Here is a 19,688-nt window from a genome sequence, read left to right as displayed (position 1 = left end):
GCCATCCACCCCCGCCGCCATGACCGATCTGAGCCAAGTCCCCCATCAGCACGACAACTCGCACGACGAGTCGAAATTCGTGACGTTCGAGGGCTCGCCGTTCCAGTTGTACCAGCCGTATCCGCCGGCCGGCGACCAGCCCGAGGCCATCCGCCAGCTCGTCGAGAACATTGAAGACGGCCTGTCGTACCAGACCCTGCTGGGCGTCACGGGCTCGGGCAAGACCTACACCATGGCCAATGTGATCGCCCGGGTGGGGCGCCCGGCCATCGTGTTTGCGCCCAACAAGACGCTGGCGGCGCAGCTGTATTCGGAGTTCCGCGACTTCTTCCCGCGCAACGCGGTCGAATACTTTGTCTCGTACTACGACTACTACCAGCCTGAGGCCTATGTGCCGCAGCGCGATCTCTTTATCGAGAAGGATTCGTCGATCAACGAGCACATCGAGCAGATGCGGTTGTCGGCTACGAAGAGCCTGCTGGAGCGCCGCGACGTGGTGATCGTGGCCACCGTGTCGGCCATCTACGGTATCGGTAACCCGAGCGAATACCACCAGATGATCCTGACGCTGCGCGCGGGCGACAAGGTCAGCCAGCGCGACGTGATCGCGCGCCTGATCGCCATGCAATACACGCGCAACGAGACGGATTTCCAGCGCGGCACGTTCCGCGTGCGCGGCGACACGGTCGACATCTTCCCCGCTGAACACGCCGAGATGGCCGTGCGCCTGGAGCTGTTCGACGACGAGGTCGAATCGCTGCAACTGTTCGACCCGCTCACCGGGCGCGTGCGACAGAAGATTCCGCGTTTCACCGTCTACCCGTCCAGCCACTACGTGACGCCGCGCGAGACCGTGTTGAAGGCCATCGAGACCATCAAGGTGGAACTGCGTGAGCGGCTCGATTTCTTCTACAAGGAAAACAAGCTGGTGGAAGCGCAGCGGCTGGAACAGCGCACGCGCTTTGATCTGGAGATGCTGCAGGAGCTCGGCTTCTGCAAGGGCATTGAGAACTACTCGCGGCATCTGTCTGGCGCGGCACCGGGCGAGGCGCCGCCGACGCTGGTCGACTACCTGCCGCCCGATGCGTTGATGTTCCTGGACGAATCGCACGTGCTGATCGGCCAGCTCAACGGCATGTACAACGGCGACCGCGCGCGCAAGGAAACGCTAGCCGAATACGGCTTCCGCCTGCCTTCCGCGCTCGATAACCGGCCGCTCAAGTTCGCCGAGTTCGAGACCAAGATGCGGCAGGTCACGTTCGTGTCCGCCACGCCGGGCGACTACGAAAAGAGAACCGCCGGTACCGAGGTGGTCGAGCAAGTCGTGCGCCCCACGGGCCTGGTCGATCCGACCATTGAAGTGCGTCCGGCCACGACGCAGGTCGACGATCTGCTCTCCGAGATCCACCTGCGCGTGGAAGCGGGCGAGCGCGTGCTCGTCACCACGCTGACCAAGCGCATGGCCGAGCAGCTGACCGAGTTCTTGTCGGAAAACGGCGTCAAGGTCCGCTACCTGCATTCGGACATCGACACCGTGGAGCGCGTGGAGATCATCCGCGACCTGCGCCTAGGCACGTTCGATGTGCTGGTCGGCATCAACCTGCTGCGCGAGGGCTTGGATATTCCCGAGGTGTCGCTGGTGGCGATTCTGGATGCGGACAAGGAAGGCTTCCTGCGCGCCGAGCGCTCGCTGATCCAAACCATCGGCCGTGCGGCGCGGAACGTGAACGGCACCGCCATCCTCTACGCCGACCGCATCACGGATTCGATGAAGAAGGCCATTGGCGAAACCGAGCGCCGCCGCGCCAAGCAGATCGCGCATAACGAGGCGCATGGCATCACGCCGCGCGGGGTGGTCAAGCGCATCAAGGACATCATCGACGGCGTGTACAACGTCGACGATGCGCGCGCCGAGCTCAAGGCCGCGCAAGAGGCCGCCAAGTACGAAGACATGAGCGAGAAGCAGGCGTCCAAGGAAATCAAACGCCTCGAGAAACAGATGCTCGACCACGCCAAGAACCTCGAATTCGAAAAGGCGGCGCAGGTGCGCGATCAACTGGCCAAGCTCAAGTCGCAGCTCTTCGGGGCGAGCGGCGAAGACCACATCGTTCCGGCCGCCTGAATTTCGCGACCGCATGGGTTGTCGGATACCCGCCGCGCTGCTGCGAAGCCGTCGGCGGGTTGTCGTTGACACAATTTCAGATCAAATTCAGGCGCAGCGCGTCGCCTGATTGGGGAACCGGCACGTTAAGTCGCCATCGGCACACACGTGCCTGTCATCAAGGGAGTTTGATGTTCAAATTTTTGCTGAATCCGTGGCGCAAATGGCGCGCTTCCCGACACGCCAGTCACCAGCTCGACGCCATCCTGGCGCAGTTCGAACCCACGCGCAGCCTGGCCGAGCGCAATGAATGGCTGATCGAACTGGCCTACTGGCTGCGCCGCGCGGATAGGCCTGAGGGGGCGACCTCTGAGTCCTGGCGCTACGCGCGTCTGCGCTATCTGTTGCAGGTGCTGGAAAACAACCCGACGCTGGCGGCCCGCGTTGGGCAGACGCTGCGCACCATCGTGCAGGACAACGACCCGGTGTCGCTGCTGTGCGATACGGGGCTCTCTTCGCGTTCCGGTTTCTGGGGTGAATTGATTGATCGCTGGCAGGCGCGTTTCCTGCCGCCCGCACCGAACGAGCCCCAGTTGGCCGCGTTGTTCGCGCTGCTGTTTGTCGGCCCGTACGACGCTGCCTGGGTCGATGGCATGGACGATGAACTGGTGACGCGTCTGCATGCGCTGTTCCGCGCCGGCTTGAACGATGCCGATGAACTCGCCGGCCAGACGCGGCTGGAGCGCAGCCTGGGCATCGGCATCCAGATCCTGATCAGCCAGGTGCGGGCGGCGGGGCTGTCACGCGCGATCCGCAGCCGCATGGACCATGGCGACGTGACCGAATTGCCGTTCTACCGGCTGGCGGATGCGGCCAATGCCATTTTTCTGGAGCGCCCCGACGAGGCGCCTGCCCGGCCCGAACAGTTCGCGCAGCAACTCAACTATTTCCGCGCGGTGCTGGATCAATGTCGCACGGCTACGGCCAGCGTCTACCAGCACCTGGATGAGAATGGCGTGTCGGTCGAAGTGGTGTTCCAGGTGGAGCGGATGAAGGCGTGGCTGGGCCGCATTGATCTGCTGCTGACCGCCTGGGCCGATACGCGCGCCACGCGCCGCTTCACCCATCTGACGGCGGAACTCGTGTCCGCCAGCCAGCACCGCCGCAGCGTGGGGTATCTGGTGCGCGCCACGTTTGCCGACCTTGCGCGCAAGGTGGTCGAGCGTTCTGCCGAGAGCGGCGAGCACTACATCACCCGCGACGGCAAGGAATACGGTGCGATGGTGAAGGCGGCGGCCGGCGGCGGCGTCATCACGGCCGCCACGGTGTACATCAAGTTCTTCATTGCCGGGGCGCACCTGTCGCGTTTTACCGAGGGCTTCTTTGCGTCGATCAACTACGCGGTCAGCTTTCTCGGCATCCACTTTGCGCACTTCACGCTGGCCACCAAGCAGCCGGCCATGACGGCGCCCGCGCTGGCGCATCGGCTGGACCAAGTCGGCCGCCCCGAGGGCCTGGAGCGCTTCGTGGACGATACCGTTGCCATGATCCGCACCAACGCGGCGGCGATCTTCGGCAACCTCGTGGCGGTGGCGCCCGTGGCGTTTGTGGTGCAGTGGCTGGCGGGGCGGTTCTTCCACGCGAACCTGATTTCGCCCGAGAAGGCGGTCGCGACCATCGATTCGTTTTCCATCCTTGGGCCGACGCCGCTGTATGCGATTTTCACGGGCGTGCTGCTGTGGGCGTCGAGCCTTGCCGCCGGCTGGGCCGACAACTGGTTCGCGCTGCACCGCGTGCACGACGTGATTGCCTTCCACCGGCGCCTGCGCTTCATGGTGGGCACGCGCGGCGCGCAGCGTATTGCCGGGTTCTGGAAGCGCAACCTGTCGGGCATCGTGGCCAACGTCTCGCTGGGGTTCATGCTCGGGCTGGGTCCGGAGATCGTCTCGTTCTTCGGGCCGCACGTGGAGGTGCGCCACGTCACGCTGTCGACCGGCGCGGTTGCCACCGCCGTGGGCGTGCTGGGGCCGGCCGTCATGCATACGGCGCCGTTCTGGCTGGCCGTGGCCGGCATTGCGCTGATGGGCGTGCTGAATGTGCTGGTGTCGTTTGCGCTGGCGTTCAACATGGCGATGCGCTCGCGCAATCTGCGTGGGCTGGATCGCAAGCGCATTACCGGGGCGGTGTGGCGGCGCATTCTGCGTGACCCGCTGTGCCTGCTGGTGCCGCGCCCGGCGACCGAGGCCACGCCGCCCGGCAGCAGCACACCGGCCTGAGTACGTGCGGTACGTCGCTCCAGTGCGCCGGTGCTGGAGCGCTGAACCTCGCCGCTGAGGTTCTGAACCGCAATGTCGGAGCAAAAAGAGACACCTATGGCGTTCAGAACCCCAACGATGCCCCTAAAAGATGGGCTCGCGAGGGTTTGAGGGCCGGCATCGGTGTTCGGAGCCCCGGCGTCGGAGCTTGAAGGTCCGACCGTGAGGTTGCCGAGGTCCAGGCTTGCACCTAATAGGTGCGGTCCTGAGCGATTGAGGTCCGCTTTCGAGGTTCGGGACGTCGACGTCGGAGTTCAGAGGCTCGTCGGTCCTGCTTAAAGACTCGATGCGATGCACCGATCCGGACCATGCATGCGCTTCGGAGGTCCATCGATGGTGTTCGGCGCTCCGTTGCCGGGGTTCGGAGCCCCAAGGCTGGAGTTCTGAACCCCACGACCGTGCTAGCTCGGCTGTGCGGCCAGCACCGCGATTTCGCTGCGGAAGGGGATGGACGGTTGCGCGCCCAGCCGCGTGACGGAGACCGCTGCCGCCGCCTGCCCAAACTGGATGGCGGCATCGGCTGATGCGCCTTCGGCCAGTGCCGTGGCCAGCGCGCCGACGAACGTGTCGCCGGCGGCGGTGGTGTCCACGGCCTGCGCGCTGGGGGCGGGCAGCAACAGTCGCGTGGCGGCATCGGCATAGGCAATGCCGCGTGCGCCCAGGGTGATGATCACGTGTCGGGCGCCTTGTGCGTGCAGGTCCGTGGCGGCATCCAGCGCGGCTTCCGGGGAGTCGACCGGGCGGGCAGTCAGCAGCGCCGCTTCGGTTTCATTCGGGATCAGGTAATCGCAGGCGGCCAGCCATGGCGTGGGCAACGGGCCGAGGGCCGGCGCCGGGTTCAGGATGACCGTCTTGCCCAGCCGCCGGCCGAGTTTGAGCGCGCATTCCACCGCGTCGGGTGGGGATTCCAATTGGCAGACGATGACGCGGGCCCGCTCGAACGCGGCGCGCTGCGCTTCGACCATGGTGGGCGTGAGCAGCTCGTTGGCTCCCGCCACGATGACGATGGTGTTCTGTCCACTGTCGGCCACCGTGACGCAGGCGATGCCGGTGGTGACGCCGGCGTGGGCGGACACCATCGCGGTATCCACGCCTTCACGGCGCAGGCCATCGCGCAGGGCGATGCCGTGCGCATCGTCGCCCACGCAGCCGAGCATGGCGACACGGCCCCCCAGGCGGGCCGCAGCCACGGCCTGGTTGGCGCCTTTGCCACCCGGGATGGTCTCCAGAGCCGGGCTCGCAACCGTTTGCCCAGGCGACGGCAAACGAGGTGTGCGGATGACCAAATCCATGTTGAGACTGCCGACGATGAGCACGTCGGCAGCCGCGTGGGCGAGAGAGGCGGAAGGGCGCTTGGCCACCATGGCGGGACTACGTTAAGAGAGCAGGAATGGGTTGGACCAGGTTGGGTGTCACGCAGCGCGGGCAGGGCGTGCCGGCTCAGCGGTCGACTCGCGCAGCGACAACCGCGGTGGCAGCACGATGCGGCGGGGCTTGCGTTCATCCACCGGATGGCGCATGGCGGCGTCGGTCAGCTGTTGCAGCAGGGTTTGCGCGGTGGTTTCGCCAAGCTGACGGATCGACTGGCCCACGGTGGATAGCGCCGGATAGACGTAGCGGCTCAACTCGATGTCGTCAAAGCCGATGATCGACAGCGCCTTCGGCACGGGAATCCCCAGCTCGGCAGCGGCACGCAGCGCGCCAATGCCCATCAGGTCGTTGCTGGCGAAGATGGCGGTCGGCTGTTCGCCTTCGGTTAGCAGTTGGCGCGCAGCGCGGTAACCGCCCGGGCTGGTGAAGTCGCCTTCCGCCACGCGGGCAGAGCCCTCCGGCACGCCGGCTTCGCGCAAGGCACGGTGAAAGCCCGCCAGACGGCCTGCCGTCACGCTCAGGTCCGCAGGCCCGCTGATGCACGCAATGCGTCGGTGGCCGAGTTCCAGCAGGTGCTGGGTGGCCATATGGGCGCCTTCTTCGTGGTCGACCTGCACTTGATCGGCCTGGATGCCTTCGGTCGGGCGGTCAACCATCACCACGGGCAGAAAGGATTCGCCTAGCGCGTCGATGAGCGCAGTGTCGGGCCCGGCGCTGCTGACGATGATGCCGTCCACGCGTTTTTCCATCAGCACGCGCAGGTAGTCGCGCTGCTTGCGCGGGTCGTCGTCGGAGTTACACAGGATGACGCTGTAGCCGGCAGCGGCGCACACGTCTTCAATGCCGCGCGCTAGCTCCGCAAAGTAGGGGTTGGTGGCCGTGGGCACCAGCACGCCGATGGTGCGCGTGGTGCGGTGCTTGAGCGAGCGCGCCACGGCGCTGGGCACGTAGCGCGTGGCGCGGATGGCCTCTTCCACGCGCTTGCGCGTTTCTGCGTTCACAGGGCGCGTGTTGTTGATGACATGCGAGACGGTGGTGAACGAAACCCCCGCCAACGCTGCGACGTCCTTGATCGTTGCCATGTTGAAGCTCCCTGTGTCGTTCTAATGTGTGGTGACCCGGTTGCGCCGGGTTCGATAGGTATCCATGACCACGGCCGCAACGATGACCGCGCCCGTGATGATCCGTTTGGTGGGCTCGGAAGCGCCGATCTGTGCGAGGCCCGATTCGAGCACCGAGATGATCAGCACGCCAAACAGCGTGCGCACCACCGACCCGCGCCCGCCCATCAAACTGGTGCCACCGATGACCACGGCCGCGATCACTTGCAATTCCATGCCGACGCCGGCGTTCGGGTCTGCGGCCTCCAGGCGCGACACCTGGAACATCGCCGCCAGGCCGGACAGCAATCCCATCAGCGCGAACACCGCAATCTTGTACGGGCGCGGGTTCACGCCGGCCAACCGCACGGCTTCTTCGTTGGTGCCGATGGCGACGAGGTAGCGTCCGAACACCGTGCGCACCAGCACGATCTGCCCGATGACCGTGATGGCAATCGCGATCAGGAACGACGGCGCAATGCCCAACGCGATCGGGTTGGCCAGCCAATCGACCGCGCTGCCGATATATACGGTACGCGAATCCGTGAGGCTGTAGGCGAGACCGCGCGCCATTTCCAGCACCCCGAGCGACACGATGAACGACGGAATGCCCCAGTGCACCGTCACTGCGCCAGTGAGCGCACCGGCTGCCGTGGCAAGCAGCACGCCGGCGAGCGCGGCCGGCAGCAGCCCCCAGCCGAACTTTGTCATGGCAATCGACAACACCGACGCGGCCAACGCCAGCACTGACCCCACCGAAAGATCGATCCCGCCGATCATCAAAATGAACGTCATGCCCACGGCCATCACCAGCAGATCGGGGATCTCGTTGGCGATGGTCGTGAAGGTGGGCACCGAGAAGAACGTCGGCGACAGCGTGCTGAACAGCACCAGCATGGCAACGAGCGCCGCAAGCAGCCCGCCGATGGCGCCGAGCGAGATACCCAGCAGGGCCCGCGTGCCCTGCTGGGTGGCAGGCGAGGGTGGCAGGGTGGAGTCAGAGCGCATCTGCGGTCTCCGAAGACGATGGGGAAGCCGGCGAGTCGCGCTGGTCCAATTCGGCCGACTCACCGAAAGCGGCGGCGAGCAGGGCGTCCTGGCTCCAGCTACCGCGTTGGAAAATGTGGGTGAGCCGTCCGCCGCGCATCACGCCGATGCGATCGCACAGCTGCATCAGCTCGCGCAGGTCGCTGGACACCACGACGAGCGCCTTGCCGCGCGCGGCCAGCGCATCGAGCAACGCATAGATGTCGAACTTGGCGCCCACGTCTACGCCGCGTGTGGGTTCGTCGAACAGCAGCACTGGCGTGTCACGTTCCAGCCAGCGGGCAATCGCCACCTTCTGCTGGTTGCCGCCCGAGAGTTCGCCCACGGGCTGCTCTGGCCCGCCGCAACGGATGCGCAGCGCGCCGATGTGCCGCTGCGCCAGCGCACGTTCGCGCGCGGGTTGCAGCCAGCCGTGGTTCGTCACCGTGGCCATGTTGCCCAGCGCGATGTTGGTGGCGATGGGCAGGCTCAGCATCAGGCCTTCGTCCTTGCGGTCTTCGGTGAGCAGGCTGATGCCGTGGCGCACCGCGTCGCCGGGCGAGTGGATGCGCACGGGTTTGAGCGGCGAGCCCACTTCGATGGTGCCGGCGTCCGCGCGGTCCGCGCCGAAGATCAGCCGCAGCAGCTCCGTGCGCCCCGCGCCCACCAGGCCGGCGATGCCGAAGATCTCGCCTGGCGCGACCTCAAAGCTCACGTCGCGCACGGCTGGCGCACGTGTGAGGCCGGTCACGCGCAATGCGGGCGTACCGTCGCCGGGCAGGGGTTCGCGTGCGGTGCGCTCGGTATCCGAAGCACCGCCCTCAGCTGGCACCGCGCGCCCGACCATCGCCTGGATCAGCGCATCTTGCGTGACCGTCGCGGCTGGTGCGTCGGTGATGAGCTTGCCGTCACGCAGCACGACAATGCGGTCGGCAATGCGCGCCAGTTCATCCAACCGGTGAGAGATGTAGACGATCGCCACGCCTTCGCGGCGCAGCGCGTCGATGCGCGCGAAGAGCGTCGCGCTTTCGTGCGCGCTCAGCATGGCGGTCGGCTCATCCAGGATCAGCACGCGACAGGCGCTGGCCAGCGCGCGCGCAATCTCGATCATCTGCCGGTGGCCGATGCCCAGCGTATGCACGGGCGTCCATGGATCGAGGTCGAGCCCGACACGCGCCAGGGCCTGCTCTGACTGGCGCTGCAGCGTCGGCCGATCCACGAAGCCCAGCTTGCGCGGCAGTTCGCCCAGGAACAGGTTTTCCGCCACCGTGAGCGTGGGCACCATGCTGAGTTCCTGCAGCACCATGCGTACGCCCAGGGCCTCCGCCGCGTTGCGCGAAGCGGGGGCATACGGCGCGCCGGCCAGCGACATCGAGCCGGACGTCGCCGTCTCCAACCCGCAGAGGATCTTGGAGAGCGTGCTCTTGCCTGCGCCGTTCTCGCCCGTGAGGGCAAGCACCTCGCCGGCGTGTACGTCGAGATCGATCTCGCGTAGCACCGGCGCGGCGTAGTGCTTGCTGACGGCGGAGACGCGCAGCAGCGGCGTGCGCGGTTCTTGGCTGGTGGACATGGCTGGCGGCGGCTGGCCTGTCGGGGCGCGTTACGAGCGCGTCACGAGGTTGACGGGTGTCTCGACGACACCCGACAGCTTCGCCTGCGGTGTTTTGCTGGCCAGCGCCTTCAGGGCGGTCTCGATGCCGAAGACGGCTTGCTGATCGGCGTGCTGGTCTGCCGTGGCCACCACGCGCCCATCGGCGAGCATGGCCTTGATGGCGTCGATGTTGTCGTACCCGCCAATCAGCACCTTGCCGATCTTGCCGGCTGCGCGCACCGCAGACACTGCGCCGATCGCCATGTTGTCGTTGCCGCACAGCAGGGCCTTGAGCTCGGGCTGGGCGCGCAGCATGGCGGCCGCCACCTTGTTGCCCTTGTCGATTTCCCACTCGCCCGATTGCACGCCGACGATCTTCAGCTTGGCGGCTTCAGCGGCATCCTTGAAGCCGGCGGTGCGCTGCTGTGCATTCGTCGTCGTCGGGATGCCTTCAATAATGCCAACCGCATCGCCCGGCTTGAGCGATTTGGCGACGAAGTCACCGACGAGCCGTGCGCCCTTGCGATTGTCCGGGCCGACGAAGGGCACGTTCAGTCCCTTCTCCTTGAGCGCCGCCGGGTCAAGCCGGTTGTCGATGTTGATGACGAGGATGCCCGCGTCCACGGCCTTCTTGACCACCGGCACCAGCGCCTTCGAATCGGCCGGTGCCAGCACTAGCGCATCCACCTTCGACACGATCATCTGCTCGACCAGGCGGATCTGGCCGCTGGTGTCGGTTTCATCACGAATGCCATTGGCCAGCAATGTGTAGTCCGACGCATGTTCCTTCTGGTGCTTGCGCGCACCGTTCTCCATCGTCAGGAAGAACTCGTTGGCGAGCGACTTCATCACCAGCGCCACCTTGGGCGGCTGGTTGGCGGCGTGCGCCAGGGAAAACGGCAGGGGCAGGGCAAGGGCGACGGCAGAGCCCGCGCCAAGTTGCAGCGCGCGGCGACGGCGGATATCCATGGTGTCTCCTCCAGGAAGAGGCCGGTCTAAGAGGGATTGCGGGCGTCGCTGTCCTAAGCCATTCAAAAGGGCAATCGCGCCACAGTGTTCGCAAACGTTTGCGTATCCAGTAGTCTCGGTTGCCGCGTAACAAAAGTCAATGGATTTAAGTTGGCCGCAGCATAAGTGGAAACCCGCATGTGCTGCGCTGGCGCACGACATTCGCAAGCTGCGCTGCAAGATGCGGCGTGATAGCCCTATCCGACGTGGTTGATTGTTTTAGTCCACAATACGGCCTGCCGCGCGCTGCCCGTCGCAGTTTCCCAACTGAGCGGGACCAGCAAATCCCCTTGCTGCGACGCGGAATCCCCCGACACCTTAGTTGACCGATTTTGTCGGGTTCCTTTATACTTGAGCAAAACGATCAGGTATTTCCCCGACGCCCATGAGATTGACCACCAAAGGCCGCTTCGCGGTCACCGCCATGATTGACTTGGCGCTGCGCCAAGAGCAGGGTCCGGTCACGCTGGCCGGCATCAGCCAGCGCCAGAAGATTTCGCTGTCGTATCTTGAGCAGCTGTTCGGCAAGCTGCGCCGCCACGAAATCGTGGAAAGCGTGCGCGGCCCGGGCGGCGGCTACAGCCTGGCGCGCCGTGCGGATGACGTCACGGTGGCCGATATCATCATCGCCGTGGACGAACCGCTGGACGCCACCCAGTGCGGTGGCAAGGGCAATTGCGGCGAAGAACACAACGGCCAGGCCGGCCGCTGCATGACGCACGACCTGTGGGCCACGCTCAACCAGAAGATGGTCGAGTACCTCGATTCGGTGTCGCTGCAGAACCTGGTCGATCAGCAACGTGAGCGCCAGCCCGATGTGATTCAGGACATGCGTGAAGCCCGTCCGGCACGTCGTGAGCGCACACCGGCCCGTGCCCGCGGTGCGGATGCGCCTGCCACCGCAGTGCCGGCAGAGCCGGTCAAGCGCGCGCCGCTAGTCAATTCCGTTTTCAGTCTGGCGCAGTCGTGATCGCATGATTGCCCCAGCGTGAGGTCCGGCCAAGACGCCGATCCCACATATAGAACATCGCCCCCCACACAAGGCAGACAAGACAATGAGCACCCTGCATCTTCCCATCTACATGGACTATTCCGCGACGACGCCGGTGGATCCGCGCGTGGTCGACAAGATGATTCCGTACCTGCGCGAGAGCTTCGGCAACCCAGCATCGCGCAGCCATCCGTTTGGCTGGGAAGCTGAAAAAGCTGTTGAGACCGCACGCGAACAAGTCGCTGCGCTGGTGAACGCTGACCCGCGCGAAATCGTGTGGACGTCGGGCGCCACCGAGTCCGACAACCTGGCGATCAAGGGTGCCGCCAACTTCTACAGCAGCAAGGGCAAGCACATCATCACCGTTAAGACCGAGCACAAGGCTGTGCTGGACACGACGCGTGAGTTGGAGCGCCAGGGCTTCGAAGTGACGTATCTGGACGTGAAGGACAACGGCCTGATCGATATCGAAGTCTTCAAGCAAGCCATCCGCCCGGACACCATCCTCGCCTCGGTGATGATGGTCAACAACGAGATCGGCGTGATTCAGGACATCGAACAGCTCGGCGAGATCTGCCGCGAGAAGGGCGTGATCTTCCATGTGGATGCTGCGCAGGCGACGGGCAAGGTTGAGATTGACCTGCAGAAGCTGAAGGTCGACCTGATGTCGTTCTCGGCGCACAAGACGTATGGCCCGAAGGGCATCGGCGCACTGTACGTGCGTCGCAAGCCGCGTATCCGCATCGAAGCGCAGATGCACGGCGGTGGCCACGAGCGCGGCATGCGTTCGGGCACGCTGGCCACGCACCAGATCGTCGGCATGGGTGAAGCCTTCCGCATCGCCAAGGAAGAGATGGCGACTGAGAACGAGCGCATCCGTATGCTGCGTGATCGCCTGTATCGCGGCCTGAACACGATGGAAGAGGTGTACGTGAACGGCGACATGGAAGCCCGTGTGCCGCACAACCTGAATATCAGCTTCAACTTTGTGGAAGGCGAGTCGCTGATCATGGCGATCAAGGATGTCGCCGTGTCGTCGGGCTCGGCTTGCACGTCGGCCTCGCTGGAGCCGTCGTATGTGCTGCGCGCCCTGGGCCGCAACGACGAACTGGCGCACAGCTCGATCCGCTTCACGGTGGGTCGCTTCACCACGGAAGAGGAAGTCGACTACGTGGTCGAACTGCTCAAGAGCAAGATCGGCAAGCTGCGCGACCTGTCTCCGCTGTGGGAGATGTACAAGGACGGCGTGGATATCAGCAGCATTCAATGGGCGGCGCACTAAGCGCGGCGTTTGACGAACAATGGGCGCCCCCGCGCCAGCCAACGATTGAAAGAGGTGTGAAATGTCTTACAGCAACCAAGTTCTGGATCACTACGAAAACCCCCGTAACGTCGGCTCCTTCGAAAAGGGCGACGACACGGTCGGTACCGGCATGGTCGGCGCGCCGGCTTGCGGCGACGTGATGAAGCTGCAGATCAAGGTGAACGAGCAGGGCGTGATCGAAGACGCGAAGTTCAAGACCTACGGCTGCGGCTCGGCCATCGCTTCGTCGTCGCTGGTGACGGAGTGGGTGAAGGGCAAGACGCTGGACCAAGCGCTGGAGATCCGCAACACGCAGATCGCCGAAGAACTGGCGCTGCCGCCGGTGAAGATCCACTGCTCGATCCTGGCGGAAGATGCCATCAAGGCGGCCGTGGCCGACTACAAGGACAAGCACGGCGCCGCTGCCGAGCAGAAGGTTGCTTGAGCCAGACCGATAGAAAGGATGCAGCATGATCACCCTGACCGATAAGGCCGCGCAGCACGTTACCCGCTACCTGACCCGCCGTGGCAAGGGCGTGGGCCTGCGCGTGGGCGTGAAGACCACCGGTTGCTCGGGCCTGGCTTACAAGCTCGAATATGCGGATGAGATTGCCGCCGAAGACCAGGTGTTCGAATCCAATGGCGTCAAGGTGATCGTCGATCCGAAGAGCCTGCCGTACATCGACGGTACCGAGTTGGACTTTGCACGCGAAGGGTTGAACGAAGGCTTCAAGTTCAACAACCCGAACGTGAAGGACGAGTGCGGCTGCGGCGAGTCGTTCCGCGTTTGAGCGGGCCAGCTTGAAGCAAGCGATTGTCGGTTTCGAGCGGGACGAGGAAGGCCACTGGGTCGCCCGTCTCGCCTGCGGACATGGGCAGCACATGCGCCACGATCCGCCCTGGCAACAGCGGCCCTGGACTGAAACCGAAGCGGGGCGCGCCAGCAAGATCGGCGTGGTGGTGGAATGCCTGAAGTGCGATCGGGGTGAACCGCGAGGTTGAGCCGCGCAGTTGAGCCGATCAAGTCAGCAACACCAAGGCGGCGCGGCCGCTTTTTTTATTCATGAATCCTGCGAGTACGCATTTCTCCCTCTTCGGCCTGCCCGAGCACTTCGAGGTCGACGACGACGCATTGAACGCTGCGTACCGCACCGTGCAATCGCAGGCGCACCCGGACCGCTACGCGCATGCAGGTGACGCTGAGCGCCGTGTCGCCATGCAATGGGCCACGCGCGCCAACGAGGCGTATCAGACGCTGCGTGACCCGCTCAAGCGGGCGACGTATCTGCTGCACCTGCGCGGGATCGACGTGCAGGCTGAGAACAACACGGCCATGCCACCGGCGTTCCTGATGCAGCAGATGGAGTGGCGCGAAGCACTGGGCGATGCCAAGGCCGAGCGCAACGTGGATGCGCTGGACGATCTGCTCGGCATGCTGCGCAAGGAAAAGCGCGCGCGCTATCAGGCGCTGTCCGGCTTGCTCAATGGCGATGGCAACAACGCGGCTGCGGCGGATGCCGTGCGCCAGTTGATGTTCATCGAAAAGATCGAACGCGACACCGCCGAGGCCATCGACCGGCTGGAAGACTAGAACCCAGAATTTGCGACAATGGCGGGTTTGCCGAGGCCGGCATCCTGCGTATTCCGCGCAATCGAGACATCCCCATGGCTTTACTGCAGATTTCCGAACCCGGCGAATCCCCCGCACCGCACCAGCGCCGTCTGGCGGTAGGTATCGACCTGGGCACGACCAACTCGCTGGTGGCTGCTGTGCGCAGCAGCGTGCCGGAAGTGCTGCCTGACGATCAGGGTCGGCCGCTGCTGCCTTCCGTGGTGCGCTATCTGCCCACAGGCGGCGCGCATATCGGCTACAAGGCCCAGGCCGAAGCCGTGCGCGACGCGAAGAACACCATCATCTCGGTCAAGCGCTTCATGGGCCGTGGCCTGAAGGATGTCGCCCACATTGAGAACACGCCGTACGACTTTGTCGACGCGCCCGGTATGGTGCAGCTCAAGACCGTCGCCGGCGTGAAGAGCCCGGTGGAAGTGTCGGCGGAGATTCTCGCCACGCTGCGCCAGCGCGCGGAAGACACGCTCGGCGATGAACTCGTCGGCGCGGTCATCACGGTGCCGGCGTATTTTGATGATGCGCAACGCCAAGCCACGAAGGACGCCGCCAAGCTGGCCGGCCTGAACGTGCTGCGCCTGCTGAACGAGCCGACTGCAGCGGCCATCGCCTATGGCCTCGACAACGCGGCCGAGGGCGTCTACGCGGTCTACGACCTGGGTGGCGGCACGTTCGATATCTCCGTGCTCAAGCTCACCAAGGGCGTGTTCGAGGTGATGTCGACGGGTGGCGATTCAGCGCTCGGCGGTGATGACTTCGACCAGCGCATCGTGTGCTGGATCGTCGAGCAAGCCGGTCTGCAACCGCTGTCTGCCGAAGACACCCGCCTGCTGCTGAACAAGGCGCGCGCCGCCAAGGAATGGCTTTCCACCGCCGACAGCACCGAGATTGACGCGATGCTCTCCACCGGCGAGACCGTGCACCTGGTACTGAGCGCCGAGACCTTCGCCGAGCTGACTGCCAACCTCGTCCAGAAAACGCTGTCGCCGGTGCGTCGTGCACTGCGCGATGCCGGTGTGACGGTTGAAGAGGTGAAGGGCGTGGTGCTGGTCGGCGGCGCGACGCGCATGCCGATCATCCGCCGAGCCGTGGGTCAGCTGTTTGGCCGCACGCCGCTGACGAATCTGGACCCGGATCAGGTGGTCGCCATCGGCGCCGCCATGCAGGCCAACCTGCTGGCCGGCAACCGTGCACCGGGCGAAGACTGGCTGCTGCTCGACGTGATCCCGCTGTCGCTGGGCGTGGAGACGATGGGCGGCCTGGTCGAAAAGATCATCCCGCGCAACAGCACGATTCCCGTGGCACGCGCGCAGGAATTCACCACCTTCAAGGATGGCCAGACCGCCATGGCGATCCACGTGCTGCAGGGCGAGCGCGAACTGGCGAGCGACTGCCGCTCGCTGGCGCGCTTCGAGCTGCGCGGCATTCCGCCGATGATGGCCGGTGCCGCACGTATCCGCGTGACGTATCAAGTGGATGCCGATGGCCTGCTGTCGGTGGCTGCACGCGAAACGGTGTCGGGTGTGGAAGCGTCGATTACCGTGAAGCCGTCGTACGGCCTGGCCGATGACGACATCGCGCGCATGCTGCAGGAAGGCTTCCAATCGGCTGAAGACGACATGCGCCGCCGCGCGCTGGCGGAAGAGCGTGTGGAAGCAGAGCGCCTGCTTGAAGCGTTGTCACAGGCGCTGGCCGCCGATGGCGACCTGCTGTCGCCCGAAGAGCGCGCCGCCATCGACACCGAAATCGCCGCGCTGCGCACCACGATGCAGAGTGAAGACCACCGCGCCATCAAGGACGCCGTGGATGCGCTGTCGCACGGCACCGACGAATTCGCCGCGCGCCGCATGGACCGCGGCATCCGCAAGGCGCTCGCCGGCAAACGCATCGAGGAGCTCGGCTGATTGCCGATCGCGTCCCCAAACACCCTTATCGAACGAGTTTTTCATGCCTCAAATCGTTGTCCTTCCTCACGTCGAATACTGCCCGGAAGGGGCCGTGATCGAAGCCAAGACCGGCACGACCATCTGCGATGCGCTGCTGGGCGCCGACATCGAGATTGAGCACGCCTGCGAAAAATCGTGCGCCTGCACGACCTGCCACGTGATCGTGCGCGAGGGCTTCAACTCGCTGGATGAGGCTTCGGAGAAGGAAGAAGATCTGCTCGACAAGGCCTGGGGCCTGGAGCCGAACTCGCGTCTGTCGTGCCAAGCCAAGGTGGCGGATACGGACCTGACGGTCGAGATCCCGAAGTACACGATTAACCACGCCAAGGAAAACCACTGAGAACCTGCTCACGATCCTACTGCGCGGCCCGATCTTGGCCCTGCGATGCTCGCCGTACTCATGTACGGCTGCGCTTCTCGGACCAACCTCGGACCGCTCGCTACGGATTGTGAACAGGTTCCAAACGGTGAGAGAGAGCCCCATCATGAAATGGAACGACATCCAGCAGATTGCCGAAGCGCTGTACGACAAGTACCCCGACGTTGATCCGACGCGCCTGAATTTCGTCGACCTGCACAACAAGGTCGTCAGCCTCGATGGCTTTGACGACGACCATAAGCGCGGCGGCGAGAAGTTTCTCGAGGCGATCCAGCAAGCCTGGATCGACGAGGCAGAATAAGCGCACAGCCTCAAGCGCTCGCGCATGAAAAAACCGGCCCGAAGGCCGGTTTTTCTTTGGGTGCGAAGCGGATGCCGGATCAGCCGGCCACCAGCGAGCCGTCTTCGATGTGTACGCGATCACCCGGCTGGAAGCCCGGGGCAGCCTTGTAGGTGAAGCTGCGGTTGGTGCCGTTGTCCATGCGCACGTTCACACGGTATTCGGTGTCGCGGTGGTAGTAGTTCTCCGCCACGTGACCGCCGTAACCGCCCGCCAGCGCACCGCCCACCGTCGCGAGGGTGCGGCCATTGCCGCGGCCGACCTGGTTACCCAGCAGGCCACCCACCACTGCACCGCCGATCATGCCGAGACCGGTTTCCTTGGCTTGCGTGGTGATTGGGGTGATCGACGTCACGCGGCCGGCATACGGGCTGGCCGATTGGCGCGGCTGCGTTTGTGCGTAGTGCGGACTGGTCGACGGGGCGCGTTCGGCATACGAGGGCTCACGCGCACGTGCCGGGGCGGGAGCGGGTGCCACGTTTTGCGCCGGATACGGCGCGGCCTGATTCGGCTGCGTCGTTTGGCCCGGAGCGGCCAACGCCATGGGAGCGGAGGCCCCCGGCATCGCTGCTGCAGACTGGGCTGCCACGTTCGGATCGGTGCCGCCTTGCGTGGCCTTCGACGTCGGCAGGACGCCGGTGATGGCGGCCACCGCCGTCAGGCTGGCGATGATCACGGCCACAGCGGCCGTCGTCATCAGCGGATGCATGCGGCGCGACGACGGCGGCACTTGGCCCGGCGACGGGGCGGCATATTGTTGACCTTGGTTCGATTGGACGTTGTTGTTCATCTTCGCTCTCCTGCGCCGTGATCGGTTCGGCGTTTTGATGATCACAGTGTGGTGCATCGCCCAAACGGATGCCGTTTTAATTTGTAAGCATCTGTAGTCCTATTTTTCTATTAAAAATCAATGGGTTGCCGGGTTTTGATACATGTTGTGGCATCGTGGGGATGTTACAAATAGCAGGGTAGACGTGTCGATTGCGCGGCTGCGCGCCCAACAAAAACGCCCCCGAAGGGGCGTTCTCTGAGACAGGCTTTCCGGCCAATCAATCTTCGCGGCGCAGGTGCGGGAAGAGGATTACGTCGCGGATGTTCGGGCTGTCGGTCAGCAGCATCACCAAGCGGTCGATGCCGATGCCGCAGCCGCCCGTCGGGGGCATGCCGTATTCCAGCGCGCGGATGTAGTCGGCGTCGTAGAACATGGCTTCTTCGTCACCGGCGTCCTTCTGCTCGACTTGCTTGCGGAAGCGCTCGGCTTGGTCTTCCGCGTCATTCAGCTCCGAGAAACCATTGGCGATTTCGCGGCCGGTAATGAACAGTTCGAAGCGCTCGGTGATGCCTGGCTGCGTATCGGAGGCGCGCGCCAGCGGCGAGACTTCGACCGGGTAGTCGATGATGAATGTCGGTTCCCACAACTGCGACTCGGCCGTCTCTTCAAACAGCACCAGTTGCAGCGTGCCCACGCCGGCGTTCAAGAACTGCGGCGCGTTGGTGTCGATCTTGAATTTCTTCAGTTCGGCGCGCAGGAAGTCGACGTCGGCCAGTTGTGCGTCGGTGTACTGCGGCGCGTACTTCTGGATGGCCTGGCAGATCGTCAGGCGATGGAACGGCTTGGACAGATCCAGCTCGCGGCCTTGATACGTCAACGTGGCGGTGCCAGAGGCGTCGATCGCGGCTTGGCGAATCAGCTGCTCGGTGAAGTCCATCAACCAGCGGTAGTCCGTGTAGGCCGCGTAGAACTCCATCATCGTGAACTCGGGGTTGTGTCGCGGCGACACGCCCTCGTTACGGAAGTTGCGGTTGATTTCGAACACGCGATCAAAGCCGCCGACGATCAGGCGCTTGAGGTACAGCTCCGGCGCGATGCGCAGGAACATCTGCATGTCCAGCGCGTTGTGGTGCGTGATGAACGGCTTGGCCGCCGCGCCGCCCGGAATCGGGTGCAGCATCGGCGTTTCCACTTCCATGAAGCCGTTGCCAGCCATGAAATTGCGCAGCGAGGCCATGGCCTTGGTGCGGGCGCGGAAGGTGTCGCGCGTTTCTTTCGAGACGATCAGGTCGACGTAGCGCTGGCGGTATTTCACTTCTTGATCGGCCAGACCATAGAAGTCGCCCGGCAGCGGGCGCAGGCTCTTGGAGAGCAGGCGCAGTTCCGTCACGGCCACCGACAGTTCGCCGGTCTTGGTCTTCATCAGCGTGCCGCGGGCAGCCACGATGTCACCCAGGTCCCACTTCTTGAAGCTGGCGTAGACGTCTTCGCCCACCGCGTCGCGGCTGATGTAGAACTGGATGCGGTCGGTGCTGTCCTGCACGGTGGCAAAGCTGGCCTTGCCCATCACGCGCTTGAGCATCATGCGGCCGGCGATGGCCACCTGCACCGGCTCGGCTTCCAGCGCGGTCTGCTCGAACTCACGGTACTTGGCTTGCAGATCGCCAGCGTGATGCGTCGGGCGGAAATCGTTGGGGAAGGCGACGCCGTGCTGGCGAATCTCGGCCAGCTTCTCGCGGCGCTCGGCAATGATCTTGTTGTCATCCTGCGCCGCGACTGGTGCTGTGGCCGGGTTGTTCTGTTCGGTCATGATGGTGA

At 64.6% G+C, this 19,688-nt stretch carries 18 protein-coding genes; 11 read left to right on the top strand and 7 right to left on the bottom strand.

The window, feature by feature from the left end:
- The first annotated feature begins 19 nt into the window (after positions 1 to 19).
- Entirely contained in the window at positions 20 to 2,122 is a 2,103-nt protein-coding gene (gene uvrB, locus ACN9M1_RS10215; protein ID WP_426394071.1) for an excinuclease ABC subunit UvrB, read from the top strand.
- A gap of 170 nt (positions 2,123 to 2,292) precedes the next feature.
- On the top strand, positions 2,293 to 4,377 hold the full coding sequence (locus ACN9M1_RS10210; RefSeq protein WP_426394069.1) for a site-specific recombinase: 2,085 nt from the start codon (positions 2,293 to 2,295) through the stop codon (positions 4,375 to 4,377).
- A 440-nt stretch (positions 4,378 to 4,817) separates the two neighbouring features.
- On the opposite strand, the gene rbsK is transcribed toward ACN9M1_RS10210, so the two are convergent.
- From rbsK to ACN9M1_RS10185, 5 genes are read right to left on the bottom strand one after another with little or no spacing between them, the layout of a single operon-like run.
- The gene (gene rbsK, locus ACN9M1_RS10205) at positions 4,818 to 5,780 is read right to left on the bottom strand and encodes a ribokinase (protein ID WP_426394067.1); all 963 of its coding nucleotides are present in this window, start codon (positions 5,778 to 5,780) and stop codon (positions 4,818 to 4,820) included.
- Between the two features lie 48 nt (positions 5,781 to 5,828).
- Positions 5,829 to 6,869: a LacI family DNA-binding transcriptional regulator gene (locus tag ACN9M1_RS10200; protein ID WP_426394065.1), complete on the bottom strand. Its 1,041-nt coding sequence runs from the start codon at positions 6,867 to 6,869 to the stop codon at positions 5,829 to 5,831.
- 21 nt (positions 6,870 to 6,890) lie between these two features.
- On the bottom strand, positions 6,891 to 7,895 hold the full coding sequence (locus ACN9M1_RS10195) for an ABC transporter permease (RefSeq protein ID WP_426394063.1): 1,005 nt from the start codon (positions 7,893 to 7,895) through the stop codon (positions 6,891 to 6,893).
- Positions 7,885 to 9,483 carry a sugar ABC transporter ATP-binding protein gene (locus ACN9M1_RS10190; protein ID WP_426394061.1) on the bottom strand — a complete coding sequence of 533 codons (1,599 nt, stop codon included), beginning with the start codon at positions 9,481 to 9,483 and terminating at the stop codon, positions 7,885 to 7,887. Before ACN9M1_RS10190 ends, ACN9M1_RS10195 begins: the two co-directional genes overlap by 11 nt.
- Positions 9,484 to 9,513: 30 nt before the next feature.
- Positions 9,514 to 10,473 (bottom strand): sugar ABC transporter substrate-binding protein, encoded by a 960-nt coding sequence (locus ACN9M1_RS10185; protein WP_426394059.1) that lies wholly within the window; start codon positions 10,471 to 10,473, stop codon positions 9,514 to 9,516.
- 424 nt (positions 10,474 to 10,897) lie between these two features.
- Here ACN9M1_RS10185 and iscR point away from each other — a divergent pair, with 424 nt between their 5' ends.
- The 9 genes from iscR (at position 10,898) to iscX (ending at position 17,059) form a co-directional block, all read left to right on the top strand.
- Positions 10,898 to 11,482 carry a Fe-S cluster assembly transcriptional regulator IscR gene (gene iscR / locus ACN9M1_RS10180; protein WP_426394057.1) on the top strand — a complete coding sequence of 195 codons (585 nt, stop codon included), beginning with the start codon at positions 10,898 to 10,900 and terminating at the stop codon, positions 11,480 to 11,482.
- A gap of 85 nt (positions 11,483 to 11,567) precedes the next feature.
- On the top strand, positions 11,568 to 12,785 hold the full coding sequence (locus ACN9M1_RS10175) for an IscS subfamily cysteine desulfurase (protein WP_426394056.1): 1,218 nt from the start codon (positions 11,568 to 11,570) through the stop codon (positions 12,783 to 12,785).
- Between the two features lie 61 nt (positions 12,786 to 12,846).
- Positions 12,847 to 13,251, top strand: coding sequence for a Fe-S cluster assembly scaffold IscU (gene iscU, locus ACN9M1_RS10170; protein ID WP_426394054.1), 405 nt, complete (start codon positions 12,847 to 12,849; stop codon positions 13,249 to 13,251).
- A gap of 25 nt (positions 13,252 to 13,276) precedes the next feature.
- Positions 13,277 to 13,597, top strand: a complete 321-nt coding sequence (gene iscA, locus ACN9M1_RS10165; RefSeq protein ID WP_021195403.1) for an iron-sulfur cluster assembly protein IscA — start codon at positions 13,277 to 13,279, stop codon at positions 13,595 to 13,597.
- A 10-nt stretch (positions 13,598 to 13,607) separates the two neighbouring features.
- Positions 13,608 to 13,808 (top strand): DUF3565 domain-containing protein, encoded by a 201-nt coding sequence (locus ACN9M1_RS10160; protein ID WP_426394051.1) that lies wholly within the window; start codon positions 13,608 to 13,610, stop codon positions 13,806 to 13,808.
- 61 nt (positions 13,809 to 13,869) lie between these two features.
- Positions 13,870 to 14,397 carry a Fe-S protein assembly co-chaperone HscB gene (gene hscB, locus ACN9M1_RS10155; protein ID WP_426394049.1) on the top strand — a complete coding sequence of 176 codons (528 nt, stop codon included), beginning with the start codon at positions 13,870 to 13,872 and terminating at the stop codon, positions 14,395 to 14,397.
- A gap of 74 nt (positions 14,398 to 14,471) precedes the next feature.
- On the top strand, positions 14,472 to 16,337 hold the full coding sequence (gene hscA / locus ACN9M1_RS10150) for a Fe-S protein assembly chaperone HscA (protein WP_426394047.1): 1,866 nt from the start codon (positions 14,472 to 14,474) through the stop codon (positions 16,335 to 16,337).
- A 43-nt stretch (positions 16,338 to 16,380) separates the two neighbouring features.
- The gene (gene fdx / locus ACN9M1_RS10145) at positions 16,381 to 16,719 is read left to right on the top strand and encodes an ISC system 2Fe-2S type ferredoxin (RefSeq protein WP_426394045.1); all 339 of its coding nucleotides are present in this window, start codon (positions 16,381 to 16,383) and stop codon (positions 16,717 to 16,719) included.
- Positions 16,720 to 16,864: 145 nt separating this feature from the next.
- On the top strand, positions 16,865 to 17,059 hold the full coding sequence (iscX, locus tag ACN9M1_RS10140) for a Fe-S cluster assembly protein IscX (protein WP_021195398.1): 195 nt from the start codon (positions 16,865 to 16,867) through the stop codon (positions 17,057 to 17,059).
- 79 nt (positions 17,060 to 17,138) lie between these two features.
- On the opposite strand, the gene ACN9M1_RS10135 is transcribed toward iscX, so the two are convergent.
- Together ACN9M1_RS10135 and lysS are read right to left on the bottom strand one after the other, a co-directional pair.
- The gene (locus ACN9M1_RS10135; protein WP_426394043.1) at positions 17,139 to 17,888 is read right to left on the bottom strand and encodes a glycine zipper 2TM domain-containing protein; all 750 of its coding nucleotides are present in this window, start codon (positions 17,886 to 17,888) and stop codon (positions 17,139 to 17,141) included.
- A 259-nt stretch (positions 17,889 to 18,147) separates the two neighbouring features.
- Entirely contained in the window at positions 18,148 to 19,680 is a 1,533-nt protein-coding gene (gene lysS / locus ACN9M1_RS10130) for a lysine--tRNA ligase (protein WP_426394041.1), read from the bottom strand.
- Between the last annotated feature and the right edge of the window lie 8 nt (positions 19,681 to 19,688).

It is taken from the genome of Ralstonia sp. R-29 (assembly GCF_049913345.1).
In the GTDB taxonomy this organism is placed as follows: domain Bacteria; phylum Pseudomonadota; class Gammaproteobacteria; order Burkholderiales; family Burkholderiaceae; genus Ralstonia.
This window is presented reverse-complemented; position numbering and strand designations above follow the sequence as displayed.

Excerpts from the sequence above, each read along its gene's own strand:
- iscR (WP_426394057.1), top strand. The coding sequence starts at position 10,898 with ATGAGATTGACCACCAAAGGCCGCTTCGCGGTCACCGCCATGATTGAC.
- ACN9M1_RS10175 (WP_426394056.1), top strand. The coding sequence starts at position 11,568 with ATGAGCACCCTGCATCTTCCCATCTACATGGACTATTCCGCGACGACG.
- fdx (WP_426394045.1), top strand. The coding sequence starts at position 16,381 with ATGCCTCAAATCGTTGTCCTTCCTCACGTCGAATACTGCCCGGAAGGG.
- hscA (WP_426394047.1), top strand. The coding sequence starts at position 14,472 with ATGGCTTTACTGCAGATTTCCGAACCCGGCGAATCCCCCGCACCGCAC.
- iscU (WP_426394054.1), top strand. The coding sequence starts at position 12,847 with ATGTCTTACAGCAACCAAGTTCTGGATCACTACGAAAACCCCCGTAAC.
- ACN9M1_RS10135 (WP_426394043.1), bottom strand. The coding sequence starts at position 17,888 with ATGAACAACAACGTCCAATCGAACCAAGGTCAACAATATGCCGCCCCG.
- ACN9M1_RS10210 (WP_426394069.1), top strand. The coding sequence starts at position 2,293 with ATGTTCAAATTTTTGCTGAATCCGTGGCGCAAATGGCGCGCTTCCCGA.
- ACN9M1_RS10190 (WP_426394061.1), bottom strand. The coding sequence starts at position 9,483 with ATGTCCACCAGCCAAGAACCGCGCACGCCGCTGCTGCGCGTCTCCGCC.
- ACN9M1_RS10195 (WP_426394063.1), bottom strand. The coding sequence starts at position 7,895 with ATGCGCTCTGACTCCACCCTGCCACCCTCGCCTGCCACCCAGCAGGGC.
- ACN9M1_RS10200 (WP_426394065.1), bottom strand. The coding sequence starts at position 6,869 with ATGGCAACGATCAAGGACGTCGCAGCGTTGGCGGGGGTTTCGTTCACC.
- ACN9M1_RS10185 (WP_426394059.1), bottom strand. The coding sequence starts at position 10,473 with ATGGATATCCGCCGTCGCCGCGCGCTGCAACTTGGCGCGGGCTCTGCC.
- rbsK (WP_426394067.1), bottom strand. The coding sequence starts at position 5,780 with ATGGTGGCCAAGCGCCCTTCCGCCTCTCTCGCCCACGCGGCTGCCGAC.
- iscX (WP_021195398.1), top strand. The coding sequence starts at position 16,865 with ATGAAATGGAACGACATCCAGCAGATTGCCGAAGCGCTGTACGACAAG.
- iscA (WP_021195403.1), top strand. The coding sequence starts at position 13,277 with ATGATCACCCTGACCGATAAGGCCGCGCAGCACGTTACCCGCTACCTG.
- lysS (WP_426394041.1), bottom strand. The coding sequence starts at position 19,680 with ATGACCGAACAGAACAACCCGGCCACAGCACCAGTCGCGGCGCAGGAT.
- uvrB (WP_426394071.1), top strand. The coding sequence starts at position 20 with ATGACCGATCTGAGCCAAGTCCCCCATCAGCACGACAACTCGCACGAC.
- hscB (WP_426394049.1), top strand. The coding sequence starts at position 13,870 with ATGAATCCTGCGAGTACGCATTTCTCCCTCTTCGGCCTGCCCGAGCAC.